This window comes from Chitinophaga flava, from assembly GCF_003308995.1.
Lineage (GTDB): Bacteria > Bacteroidota > Bacteroidia > Chitinophagales > Chitinophagaceae > Chitinophaga > Chitinophaga flava.
In genome coordinates, this window is sequence record NZ_QFFJ01000001.1 from 119,201 (window position 1) to 132,463 (window position 13,263).

General features: G+C 46.6%; 10 protein-coding genes. 5 read left to right on the forward strand and 5 right to left on the reverse strand.

The window, feature by feature from the left end; genetic code table 11:
- Window positions 1–11 precede the first annotated feature (11 nt).
- A complete protein-coding gene (locus DF182_RS00405) occupies window positions 12–644 on the forward strand; it encodes a hypothetical protein (RefSeq protein WP_113613716.1) in 633 nt (210 codons plus the stop codon).
- A 260-nt stretch (window positions 645–904) separates the two neighbouring features.
- On the opposite strand, the gene DF182_RS00410 is transcribed toward DF182_RS00405, so the two are convergent.
- Both DF182_RS00410 and DF182_RS00415 read right to left on the reverse strand, forming a co-directional pair.
- Entirely contained in the window at window positions 905–1,450 is a 546-nt protein-coding gene (locus tag DF182_RS00410) for a hypothetical protein (protein WP_113613717.1), read from the reverse strand.
- Between the two features lie 148 nt (window positions 1,451–1,598).
- Complete coding sequence (locus DF182_RS00415; RefSeq protein WP_113613718.1) at window positions 1,599–3,476, reverse strand: OmpA family protein; 1,878 nt, start codon at window positions 3,474–3,476, stop codon at window positions 1,599–1,601.
- Window positions 3,477–4,199: 723 nt separating this feature from the next.
- Between DF182_RS00415 and DF182_RS00420 the strand changes: the two genes are divergently transcribed.
- The 4 genes from DF182_RS00420 to DF182_RS00435 all read left to right on the forward strand — a co-directional run bounded on the left by DF182_RS00420 (window position 4,200) and on the right by DF182_RS00435 (window position 9,163).
- On the forward strand, window positions 4,200–4,760 hold the full coding sequence (locus tag DF182_RS00420; RefSeq protein WP_113613719.1) for a methyltransferase family protein: 561 nt from the start codon (window positions 4,200–4,202) through the stop codon (window positions 4,758–4,760).
- 115 nt (window positions 4,761–4,875) lie between these two features.
- On the forward strand, window positions 4,876–6,594 hold the full coding sequence (gene kdpA / locus DF182_RS00425) for a potassium-transporting ATPase subunit KdpA (protein ID WP_113613720.1): 1,719 nt from the start codon (window positions 4,876–4,878) through the stop codon (window positions 6,592–6,594).
- Between the two features lie 25 nt (window positions 6,595–6,619).
- Window positions 6,620–7,984 carry an outer membrane beta-barrel protein gene (locus DF182_RS00430; RefSeq protein WP_113613721.1) on the forward strand — a complete coding sequence of 455 codons (1,365 nt, stop codon included), beginning with the start codon at window positions 6,620–6,622 and terminating at the stop codon, window positions 7,982–7,984.
- A gap of 39 nt (window positions 7,985–8,023) precedes the next feature.
- Window positions 8,024–9,163 carry a hypothetical protein gene (locus DF182_RS00435; RefSeq protein ID WP_147243297.1) on the forward strand — a complete coding sequence of 380 codons (1,140 nt, stop codon included), beginning with the start codon at window positions 8,024–8,026 and terminating at the stop codon, window positions 9,161–9,163.
- 24 nt (window positions 9,164–9,187) lie between these two features.
- Here DF182_RS00435 and DF182_RS00440 read toward each other — a convergent pair whose 3' ends face one another.
- Genes DF182_RS00440 through DF182_RS00450 form a run of 3 tightly spaced genes read right to left on the reverse strand, consistent with a single transcriptional unit; the run spans window position 9,188 to window position 13,255 of the window.
- Complete coding sequence (locus tag DF182_RS00440; protein WP_113613723.1) at window positions 9,188–10,321, reverse strand: cytochrome-c peroxidase; 1,134 nt, start codon at window positions 10,319–10,321, stop codon at window positions 9,188–9,190.
- Window positions 10,322–10,343: 22 nt separating this feature from the next.
- The gene (locus DF182_RS00445; protein WP_113613724.1) at window positions 10,344–11,906 is read right to left on the reverse strand and encodes a DUF6850 family outer membrane beta-barrel protein; all 1,563 of its coding nucleotides are present in this window, start codon (window positions 11,904–11,906) and stop codon (window positions 10,344–10,346) included.
- Between the two features lie 5 nt (window positions 11,907–11,911).
- Entirely contained in the window at window positions 11,912–13,255 is a 1,344-nt protein-coding gene (locus tag DF182_RS00450) for a DUF4876 domain-containing protein (RefSeq protein WP_113613725.1), read from the reverse strand.
- Window positions 13,256–13,263 lie beyond the last annotated feature (8 nt).

Sequence of the window (13,263 nt, forward strand, 5' to 3'; positions counted from 1 at the left end):
TATAGTGTGCTATGATATTAAGTATTGCTGAAACAGAACCAGAAACCTTCACCACATCGAAAGCGGTTCCTTTTTATTACTGCGGTTATATTAAACCTTTTGTAGATCCCTTGTTTTTTCATTTCAAAGATGTAGGCATTCTTTTTCAGGAGAAACAATATGAGGGGTACTGTTTACGTCGGATGGTTTGTTTCACGACAAAAAGGAGAACCCTGTTAATAGCCGAAGGCAAATCCAAACTGGTCATTGAAACTTCTCCTAACAAAACATTATATACTCGCTTTGTTGAACAAGGGAAAGTATTGCTTCAGCCGGATGAATATGGTATTACTCATGGCAGTACAGAATTTTCATCTATCATATTAACTGAAGGCAGACAGGAAGTAATACGTCTGGAATACACTGCAAATGCTTTAATGCAAGAGAAGTTATCTGCGAGTACCCAACACTGGCAAGACAACTTCGACCAGGAGAAATCATGGCTCTATGGCAGCGGTAAAATTTCAAACATATTACAGCAACAACTCAACGACATCATCAATACGCCGGCCAATACGCCGGAAGAAGAAGCGGTTTTCGGCGCCAGGTGTCAGGAGATCCTGCTTCAGGTAGCTGCAGACCAGGCTAAGCAGATAACTGCCTGAAGGATGATGCTGTAATAGGCTGTGGGGAGCTATGCTGCCATACCGGATAAAAAATGAAATCGATATGACCTCGGGCATGCTGCAACAGCAGCAGCACGGGCAAGGTCTGGGAAAAAAGCTGTTGTGCCCCCGTATGGTTAATATACGGACGCATTACCCAGAATGCTGCATTGTATTAATGCAGATCGCTTCTTTGAGCAGTTCGGATTTGTGATTACAAAGGTGACAAAAGTTGGCTATTATGATACGGAACAAAGAAACTAGCCGTTGAACCGTGGATGGTTCAGGCCGTACAACATCACATACACATCATCTCCTTCTGCATTAAATTCATTGAGCAAACCGATGCCGAGGATTTTATGATCGAGGTAGTCGGAAAGGCTGTCTGTTTCGGCATCGAAATTAGGTGTAAAATACAGGCAGATGCCCAGGAAGTTGGGGCTCATCAAGCCTCCGGGGGGAGAATAACAGGTAAAACTGGCGTCCACCTGCAATACTTCACGTACGGTCATACCTACACGAAGCACACCATTAACTGTTCCCTGATAACCGGCTGTAGCGATAATATTGGAGATCCTGCCATCATAAATATCTACTTTCAGGCGCATGATACCGCCCATATACCAGTATTCTATATATCGTAAGGAAGGTGTAGTCACCAGGCTGATCTTCTTGTCACGGGCAAAATACTGGTCAGTACGAAAAATCTTTTCCAGTCCTTTCACCTGCATCCCCTGATTTATACCACCCAGACTCACACCGGGAATAATAGGTGCTTCTATGTCGAAATATTGCTCCTTATCCATTTAATCAATTAGTCAGGCGTCAAAAATACGGGAATTCCTGTACAATGACCATTAGAAAACAATTCTATATGAAAAAAGCCCCGCAGGCACTAGGCCCGCAAGGCTGTTTCACTCCTCTAAATAAATATATAACAAATTGATTTACAAATCAATACAACACCTTCAACTCAGAACGCCTGTTCTCCTGATGTTGCTTTTCATCACAAGGCACACCACCCAGACAACCATTCACAATCGCCTCCTTGGCCATATTGCGGTAATAAACCCTGGTAGGTGAAATACCTTTATCATCCAGATAATTGATCACCGAATAACAACGCATAGTAGACAGGTCTTTGTTATAGTTATCAGAACCACGGCTATCTGTATACGAAACCACCAGCAGCTTCCAGTCCGGATGACGCTGCATCACAGCCGCTACGTAATCCAGGATACGCCTGGACTCTGTCAGCAGTTCGGTACTGTTGAACTTATAGTAGAACTGCAGCTTCTCCAGTTCAGCCTTGTCTTTTTCTTCTTCAGGTGTGAGTTTGCGTTTGGCAGTGGTTTTATCTGTGCCATTACCCGTACGGTGGCCAGTGCTGTCTTTACCATCTCCGGTACCGCCCGAAGTGCCATGTTTGGCGGGTGTTTCCGCTGGCAATGGTGGAGCCACCCGCTCAAAATAATGCGCATCTTTAAAGGCATAGATATCATCACTGCCACTACCCCCGGTACGGTTAGAGGAGAGGAAACCTTCATAACCATTACGTTTGAGGATAAGACCAATATCATCACCACCAGTATTAAAAGGCCCTTTCATATTAACAGGTACCTGCCACTGCGCACGGTTGCCAATAGCCCTGAAGATATCATATCCACCCATGCCTGGATGGCCTTTACTGGAAAAATATAGTACCCCGTCTTCATTAATCGTTGGGAAAGCCTCTGCAGCCACGGTATTTAATACCGGACCGCAGTTTACAGGAGCGCCCCAGGTACCATCGGCCTGTTTTTCACTATACCAGATATCGGCCTGCCCCTGCCCTTCCGGCCTGTCAGACACAAAATACATCACACTACCCTGCTCAGCCAGCACAGGATAACTCGAAGAATATCCTTCCTTGTTGACGTTTGCCAGCGGCACTGGTGTACTCCATTTACCATTCTGCTTTACAGCCTGGTAGATATTGAGTCTGCGCACACCTGTCACTGGCCCTTTTTTATTTTCCGGCAGTATCTTGTCCTGTTCATTGATGGTGACGTACAGGGTATCTTCTGCCCTGTTCATACAAACAGGACCGATATGAAAACGATAGTTTCCCAACAGCTGCGGGAAAAGCTCTTCCAGCAACACATTGGAGTCGCCTACACTATATTGTTTGAAAATATAAGGCTTGTAATATGGCTGCAACGTACGCTTGTCTTCAGCCGGATGCCGCTCTGTCACACCATTCATCCGCATCTTCCGGTATCCGTTGGAGATCAGCAGCAACCCGTCTTTTACCACACCAGTGATGATCTCAGAATTTTCTGAATTAAGCTCTTTTATTGGCTCCAGTGTAATAACGGCAGCACGTTGTTTCCAGATGAGGGCACTGTCACAACTGCGAAGGGCCAGCTCTTTCAGCTGAAGACTGTCTGCCTTGTCAGTTGTAAAGCGGGCATACTGCTGCTTCGCTTCTTCATATTGTTCGCGGTTCCTGAGTATCTCTCCAAAAGCAAACCAGGCATGTGGCGGGCATTCCGGCATGGCAGTAATCCGGGCATACCAGCTGCCAGCCTGATCAAACAGGCCGATCTCCCGGTAACACTGCGCCAGTTTCATCAACTGCTCCGGTTTTACCTTTTTACTTTTTTGTTTTGCCAGACGCTCATATAACGCCGCTGCTGTACCATACTCCTGTCTGCTATAGGCCTCTTCAGCCATCTGCAGCACTCCTTTCTGCTCCTGAGCCACAAGCGACAGGGGCAACCACGAAGAAAACAGTACAATAAATACCTTACCGGAGAATCTCCTCCCAAAATCAAGGTGATACAATTTCATCAAGGTCTTATTTATACGTTACCAGTTAGAAATAACGCGGGTTACTAATATTATACTTCCTGGAAGGGAACAACACATCCACCAACAACTCATGGGCCCCAGCCTGGTAATTGGCCATCCTGTTGACATTGAGGCAAAAATGCATTCAGGTCTAGGCTGGAAGGTCCTTTAAAATCTTCCTTCCACATAATGATAGGTTTCAGGTCTTCAGAAAGATTGATCACTGAGGTAGGTATACTCTGTTTTACGAATGGTCTCAAAGCTGTTGGTTAAAAAGGGAAACTGTACGGCCATGACAACGCGGGCCGTGCAGTATGCGGTTTTAAACAGATTTAGAGGTCCGACTTTTATTAAGAAGTCAACTTTTTAGAGATCACATAATTGCAAAGGGTCAGTGTAGAAATCTTCATAGCTCAATGGTTTTATCGTTCTATACCTATTGGGAACAGTGCATACTATTCACCAGGACAAAAAAACAACGAGAAGGAATACCAACTTGTAGAAATGCTACGAAAGTTCTGTAGAAAATTTACTACAACATCATTTTTTCATGTACCATTCGAATACCCACCGGTATAATAACCGGGTGATGAGGCACAACATGATTTTCCTTTTCGATCATTGCAAATCACCCACACATTACACTGCATCAATATACAAACAGACCTCACAAATGAACAAAATGAACAGCTGCATTTAAGTGGCAATCCCCTACCTTCAGGAATGACCATATTTACCTACATCACATTTTGCTGCTGGATACTTTTCTGCATTTGCTGGTTGCTGCTGCGCAACAGGACTAAGGAAAACGTTCAGACAAGAACTCCCGGTCAGCGTTTTATGGGCGCACTGGGTTATCTGATTATTTTCTTAGCGTTGTATCTGCCTCTATTCACACAGCATTATCGCCTTCTTCCCAACCATCTGTATCTTCAGACCGCAGGGGCTATCCTGTGCATGGTTGGTGTTGCAACGGCCATCTGGTCGAGGGTTTTACTGGGCACCAACTGGAGCGGAGGCGTACATGCCAAAAAGGACCATGAGCTTATCGTCAGAGGGCCTTACCGTTTAGTCAGACATCCCATTTACACCGGCTTTATTTTTGCGATGACAGGTACCAGCCTGGTTACCGGCGGGTGGAGCGGTGTGATCATATCACTGGTATACGCACTTGGACTTTGTTTGAAGATAGCGCAGGAAGAAATCCTGTTAAATGAACTTTTCCCGGGTACTTATGCCGTTTACCAACAGCATACACGAAAACTGATACCGTTTATCTGGTAGTCTTCTCATATTTTTTTGCCCTTTTTAAACCCTATTACTTCTCCTCTTGTTTTAGGGAAGATATTTCCTTGTATTTATTTTCCGTCTTACCAAAGTCTGAAAAACGCACAGCTGCATGAACACAGAGTTAGCAGGTATCATTGCCACCTTTCTGATTACCGTTCTTCTGGCCGTCCCGCTGGGGAAGTACATCTCTCGTATATTTAGCGGGGAAAAGACTTTCACTGATTTTCTCCTGCCTCTTGAGGGATTCATTTTCCGATGGTGTAACATCGATCCGCGGCAGGCAATGACCTGGAAGGAATTCCTGAAGGCCATGCTGACGATTAATATGCTCTGGATGATATATGCCTTCTTCCTGTTTTTGTTTCAGGGACACTTGCCATTAAATCCGGACCACAACCCCAATATGACGGCAGACCTGAGCTTTAATACCGCCATCAGCTTCGTTACCAATACCAATCTGCAGGACTACGCCGGAGAAACCGGGGTGACCTACCTTACCCAGCTGTTTGTGATCACCTTCCTCCAGTTTGTGAGTGCCGCCACAGGTATAGCCTGTCTGGCTGCACTTTTTAATGCCCTCAAAGAGAAAACCACCAAAAATGTGGGCAATTTCTGGAACCTGTTTGTAAAAACGGTTACCCGGTTATTATTACCCATTGCCCTGATCATCGCTACCCTGTTGATTTTTCACGGCACGCCGGCCAGTTATGACGGGAAGGATACCCTTATCACTTTGCAGGGTGATACCATGCATGTATCACGCGGCCCCGCAGCAGGCATGATCGCCATCAAACACCTGGGGACCAACGGAGGTGGATGGTTTAACGCCAACTCATCACACCCGCTGGAGAACCCCGATTATTTTACCAATATGCTCGAGCTGATTGCACAGGTGCTGATACCGATGGCCATGATTTTTGCAATGGGCTATTATATCAACCAGAAAAAATTTGCAAAAGTCACCTTTCTGGTGATGACGGTTGGCGTGTTTTGCTTATTGATCCCCACTGTTATCTCAGAGATAAACGGTAATCCGATAATTGCACAAATGGGCATCAGACAGCCCACCGGGGCTATGGAAGGCAAGGAAGTCCGCTTTGGCCCGGCAGCATCTGGCTATTGGAGCATTTTCACCACCGTGATATCCACGGGTTCGGTCAACTCCATGCATGACAGTGCCATGCCCCTTTCCATTCTGATGCAGCTGCTGGGCATGATGGTGAATGCATTTTATGGCGGCTGCGGTGTAGGTATCCTCAATTACTTTATCTATGTGATCATAGCGGTATTTATCTCCGGCCTGATGGTAGGCCGCACACCTGAGTTTATGGGCCATAAGGTAGAAGCCAGGGAGGTAAAAATCGCTGCTATCGTCATCCTGTTGTCTGCGTTCCTCATCAAGGGGGGCACGGCGCTGGCGGCTTATACGCTGGTCCATCATCCGGATGCCAACTGGGTATTTAAACCATCCGGATGGCTCAACAACCCCGGCTACCATGGTTTTTCAGAGATGCTTTACCAGGTCACCTCTTCCAATGCCAATAACGGAAGCGCCCTCGCAGGGCTTAATGGGAATAATGTTTTCTGGAATGTGCTGACAGGCTTTTGTATGCTGACAGGAAGATTTATACCGATCATCGGACCGGTGGCCATCGGCGGTTTGCTAGCCGGTAAAAAGTATATCCCGGAATCTGCCGGCACGCTTAAAGTAGACTCGGTGACCTTTGGGACCATGATTTTTGCCGTCATCATTATCCTTACAGCATTATCCTATTTCCCTCCGTTGGCATTAGGACCAATCGCTGAATATTTCAATATCTACCGGTAAAAACCGCAGGCATAAATTAATCTTTATGAAACAAAAGCTACTCCTTCTCATATGTGTATTCACAGCTTATACAATGTCTCTGCGTGCACAAGAGGCTGACCCCACACCCAAAATTCCCTTCGAAGGGATTGAAAGCAACTGGCAGAACGGGAGCGACCGGAGAGATTCTTCCGTTTTCAACGGTAAATACTTTATTCCCAGTATTATGGTGGATGTGAGCTATACCCATTCCTTTAATAACCCCAACGACCATACGGTGATCGGTTCAACCGCCCTGGCCCGCGATAATGAAGTACAGCTATCCCATCTGAGCCTGGGAGGTGATCTCACCTACAACAATGCCCGCGCCAGGATCATGCTGCAGTTCGGAACGCGTTCGCAGGTGGTGCCCCGCAATGATCTCAGCCCTTATCGCGGTCAGTATAAACTGGCAGATGTATACCGATATCTAAGTGAGGCTTATATAGGCTACCATTTCAACAAATGGTATGGTATTAATATAGACGCCGGACTTTTTATGTCTTATGTAGGACTCAACTCCTATTATCAGGTAGAGAACTGGGAATACCAGGCTTCCTTTACTTCGGATAATACACCCTGGTTTTTCAACGGCGTACGTATACAGCTGTTTGTCTCCAAATACCTCAAGATAGAACCCTGGATCATCAATGGCTGGCAGAGTTATGGCATGTTCAACAAGCAGCCGGGTGCAGGTTTTAACATTACCTGGAATCCATCGAGCCGGTTTAAGATCCTGACCAATGATTATTTTGGTACCGACACAGGCGGCAATTCCCGCAGAAAACGTTTCCACTCAGACAACAGTATGCTGGTCAGATATCTCAACAAACCACAATCAAATGGAATCTCCAGAATGGCCTTTTCGCTTACAGGAGATCTGGGTTTTGAAAGTGGTGGCGGGGTACATGGATTTAAAGACAGTGACACCAAAGGGCCTGCTCAATACTTTCTGAGCGCCATGTTCTATAACCGGACCTGGTTTCATAAAAACAAATTCGCCTGGACCATAGGCGGCGGTATCATGACCAATCCCGGCCGCTACCTGGTACTCGCACCTACCGGACAGGCCAGCCCATTACCCAATCCAAACAATCCCACCATCCCGGAAGGAAAGTTTCCATTTGATACCAACCCCGGCACTTCTTTCAGCGGGTGGGATTGCTCCACCAACTTCGACTGGATGCCCAATCAGAGTTTGTTATTCAGAGTGGAATATGTACACCGGCATGCAAACGTTCCTTACTTTGCCGGCCAGGGCGGTGTTACTTCGCCGGACGGATACTCCACCACTCCCCTGCCTCCCGACTGGAGACCCGATCTCGTAAAGTCCGAAGACAGGATCATTGCCGCATTATTATTCAGGCTATAGTGGTATTTCACTAAGCATCATCTAAACGATCTCATCTTCATGACATTAATAGCACAAACTTCTTACAGAAAAATTCCCACGCTAATCGGTGACATCGTGTGTTCACATCCAAAAGGCAGCAACATCCCCGTTCCTACCAGCTTAGGTGACATTGAAATGTATCTCAAGGAACTGTCTCTCAAACCGACAGAATACTTTCAAAAGGTATATGTCATCAAGCCCAATCTGGCGATTGGCATGGCTGGATGGACAGGGGAAATGGAGGATTTTTTAAAGGAATTTCGTCAACAATGCCGGTTCCATGATAATATGACTTTTGAAACCCTTATGGGTATTATTGATGATTATGACAAAGAAAAATTTGCCAACTCCACATTAATAGCATCACTCTTCCTCAAGACCACAGATGGATTCGAGGAAAAAACAGTCTTTTATCCCAAACATGCATGGATAACAGGAGAATATGGCATTTTTGACAATGTAATTGCCTGTGGCAGCGGCAAAGAAGATTTTTGTTTCCAGACCACACAAATGGGAAGCTTTGAGATAACCGGACAAGATGACTATCTGTCCCAGGCCATTGTTAGCAATATCTGTATCCTTGCTCAATTCCTGGCAGCAGAAATGTCAACACTGCACTCCCTTAAAAGCTACTGGGGGACAGGATTTGAGATGATCTATTTTAATGGTGAGTGTTTTCAAAAACTGGATGGGTTAACTTATGTGATCTTCTCTTCACAATTTGATGATGATGGGAATATAGAATTATTACATCCCCGACTAGTGCTGCATAGTCAGTACTACCAAGACTTGCTGCTATATAGCTCAATCAAGATTTACAATTTCCAGGAAGAACAGGATACAACATATCTCACCTTTTCTGCCGACCGGCAGGCGCATCTCAACGATCTATACATTGTTCCTCCGCTGGACCTCAAGCAGGAAGTGACTGAAATCCCCGCTGATCTATCTTTTGAAGCCAGAAAGGTTGCCTGTGGTTTTGCCATCATTACACCTGACAACGGTGTTTTTACACCGGCTATCTTTCCTGGAAATGATGATATAGTTGTTGAATACAAGGAAAACGCTGCTGTACGTATCACCATCCGGAAGGAATTGATCGCAAAAGTCAGCCGGGATTTCAAGCATGCTTTTCTTTCCAGCATAAAGGATACATGAAGCTCCCGGCTTCTTAAAATGTAGTTATTGCGGTAACTCCGGCCTGCGCATCTTGTAAGGCACACCAGTAATAGCATTCAAAAAGGCCACCAGCGCCTTTTTTTCAGCAGGTGTCAGTTTCAGCTCTTTCATCAGCGGGTCTGTACGAGGGAACAACGAGTCGTTTTCCTGGCCCGGACGCGGCTTTAACATCTGCATACCACTATTGTAGATATTGATCACACCTTCGATATTATCAAACAGCCCGTTATGCATCCAGGGACGGGTAAGCATCACATCCCGCAGGGAGGGAGTTCTGAAACGTCCTACATCTGCCGGATCTTTGGTAACGTTATACCTTCCCAGATCTTCATATTTGCGCTTGTAGTAAGTGAGGCCAATGTTGTGATATTGATCATCTGTAAAATACTGTCCATTGTGGCAGTTCATACACCTTGCCTTGGTACGGAAAAGATGTAAGCCCTGTATTTCCTCGTCTGTCAGTCGTTTGTGATTACCCATTACAAACTGATCGAAACGACTGGTCCTGCTTTTAATGGTGGCTTCAAAAGCAGCCAGCGCCTGCACTATATGGTCCATCGTGATGTTTTCCGTACCATAGGCCAGTTTGAACAGTTTTCTGTAACCGGCAATTTTACCCAGCTTCTCTGCCAGCAAGGGAGGTTCCATGTTCATTTCATGATGTGTGGCGATAGGATTAATGGCCTGATCTTCCAGGGAAGCGGAACGCCCGTCCCAGAAGAATTCTTTATGTGCCACGCCTATATTCAGTAATGACGGGGTATTGCGGGTACCTTGCAGATGATCATGGCCCAGTGATACCGTCCGGCCATCTGTCCAGGCCATGTCCGGATCATGGCAGCTGCTGCAGGAAATCTGGTTGCTGCCCGACAGCCGCGGATCAAAAAACAACATCTTTCCCAGATTAACATCCGGTTGCTCCAGCAGCCGGGGCAGCATGGTATCTGGCAGGATGGCCGCCAGTTCCTTCCATACTATGCCTGTATCAATATCGGGCCTGGGCCACTCCTGCACCGGCCTCTCATACAATGCCCGCAGACTATCGGCGGCCCGCTGTGCATGGCCGTTGCCGGTAGTCAGTGCTGAACCGAATATGATCAGCAACAAACCTGAAATAATAACAATAGTCCTCTTCATTACTACTTTAATAAAAGCTTCCTTACAAATAGATATTCAATGATATACCGTATAATGCCCTGAAAGGACCTACCGGCCTTATTTCCGGGAAAAGATAACTTTCATTTCCCAGTCTTTGTGTATAACGCATATAAGCACTGATGCCAGCGGGGACAGATTTCAACAACCGCCTTGTCATGTATTGTGCAGAAAGCCCTCCCGTCAGCGCTTTGCTTCTCCGGTAATAATAATCGTGATACAATACGTCCAGCTCCATATCTCCCAGTTGCAATGCAGATACGCCTGCACTGGTTTGTACCGGCAAACTCGCTCCGGCAGATAGTTTCAGCCGGAACCGGTCTGCATGGGCATTGTTTACATGCAATACCCCGGCTACTTCGGGCGTAAGCATCGTAAACTGCAAATGCTGCGTGCTGATATAATCGTGTTTGTTCACCGACAACATGCTGATATCTGCTTCCATACCTGGCGTGACTTTCCGCCCGGCGGGGGCGACAAAACTATAATGCAGCGAAGCAGCCGTAGCGCGGTAGGTATAGTTGGTACCATTCAGCGCAGCAGCCGTGTTATTAACCTGATAACGATTGATATCATCTCCTACACTCCGTTTGACAGCCAGCTGCCAGCTATGTTGCTGTCCTTTGTAAACAGCAGCCTGCAGCTGGTAGTCTTCCAGCGAATAAGTTCCCCAGAGCGATTCATTCAGCGAGCTTTCGAGATAGCTGCCAAAACGATAACGGCGCCAGGTGTATCCAGCACTCATCTGAAAAGTCCATTCTTTCCGGGAATAAACATCTGTCAGCGTGATACCAGCTATATTGGAAGTAGTCCGGATAGCGTTGTCACCACCAGGTCTTGGCTGCCGGTAGCCCATGCCCATTACCATCCAGGTGCGGCGCTCGGGCACACTGTCGAAATTATTCTGAAACTGTTTGTTAGTATAACTAATCTCTGTTTTTTCGAAGGTATACCCCAAGGTTGGCGTCAGTCCTAATGTATGACGGCCTGCATTGACAGCTATATCAGGGCTTACCTTCAACTCAAAATCCTTCACGGCCGGCCGCGGGTCCTGTGTACGATAGGCCGTATTATAGAGATAATAAACACCTGTACCGACGAACACTTTTCTCGGCAGCAGCTCATAAGATACCCTGCCGCTGATCTGATAACGTTGCCTTTGAAAGTCGCCTGCCTTGCGGGCAGCGAGGTAATAGGGCCTGTCCAGGTCTGGCATGCCTTGCAACTGCCAGGAAACAGAGTCATCACTTAAACGGCTATATGAAAAGCTGCCATATGCCTTAAAGCGACCCAGCGTACGAATCCCTTCGCTGTGAAAAGTGACCACGGAATGTTGTTGCGGTAGTTGCGACAAACGGAAACCGCCTGTTTCCCTGCTAGCTTCCAAAGAAGCAATACCGGCATCTGTCACGCCATAGCGCTGCATGGCCGCGATCGACTGCATAGACCATCGGTAGCGGTCCAAAGCCGGCCCGTAATACCATACACTGTCCGCAGCGCCCTGCTGTTGTGCAAAAGCGCCGGCGGACATCATCAAACTAAACAACAACAGTGAAAACGTTCTCATTACTACTATTTACCGGTAAATGCATTTTTGGACGGATCAGCCTTGATCGTCACAAAGTCCAGAATGGAGTTATTAGTATCCTGCAACACCACTCTTCCGTTTATCGTTTTATGTGTTTTACGCAGCAGGGCCTGACTGGAATATTTTCCATTGGGCACATAACTAAAGCCGGCATCCAGCTCTACAGACAAACGTTTGGGCACGCGGCTGGCCAGATCGGAAGGCTGTATCTCTACCGCATCATAGATCTCCAATGCAGACTTAGGCATGCCGAAATAGGTTTTGTCTTCTGTGGGTCCGGCATCCGGTAATTTATACTGCTTCCACTGTGTTTTGATATCAGCTTTTGTTCTGAACAACATAAATCCATCGCGGCCGAGATTATCGAGGATCAGGTCTCTGTTAACGTTTGCGATTACCACCAGTTTTGTAACAGTTGTTTTCAGATCAGAACTGAGTGGTGTTTTACCCGGGAAGTCACCCATATATACATCAAAATCCGCCTTGCTTAAATCTACGGTCAGGTCCGGATTGCGGACAGATACTTCAGTCCCACCGTTATCGACGAAAGGTACCTTATGATTAATAGCTGTAGAAGCGATGATCAGACTTTTGCCAGGCGCCACAGGATAGGTACTACCGGTACCGGGTATACGAAATATAGCACTGGCATAGAAAAAATCTGTATTGGCATTAGGTGCTGCATTGCCTGACATTTTGGACCAGTCGTACTGCCCTGTTGCGCCCATATACCAACCCTTGTTATAATCAATCTTTGACAGAGCCGTGTTTACACCGGCTATCTGCGCAAAGTAAAGACTATCGGCATAGAGCACCTGGTCTGAATTGTTATAGAGCTCAATAAACTGGTCTCTGAAGCTGGCGCCGTCTTTAACATGGGAGCCGGCGTAATAGATCTGTTTGAATACCCACCCGTCAGTACCACCACCTGTTCTGAGCTCCACCAACAGTGCATTGGAACTGGCTACAGCGGCGGCTGTTAAGGTACCTGAAAAAATTACGGTGCCACTTACTTTCTGTCCGGTAACCTTTTCATAGTCTGCCGCCGAAACGAGCAGCTCCGCAGTAATATGATAAGTACCCGGTATCACCTGCCGGAACTTTACCATATTGCTATTGGTAACAGTGATACTGTCAGTGTATTTTGAATTGTTTGTCTGATTGATGATGGTGACTTTAGCACCTTGATAAGGCATTTCCAGGTTGTTCTGTTCCCCGGAGAGCTGCAGTGCTACGGAGATATCCACTGGTTGCAGCGGGGCTGTTTTATCTTTGTTGCACGCGGCCAAAAGCGCTATCGCCGTGATAGCAGTAAGTATCCTTCTCATAATTATTG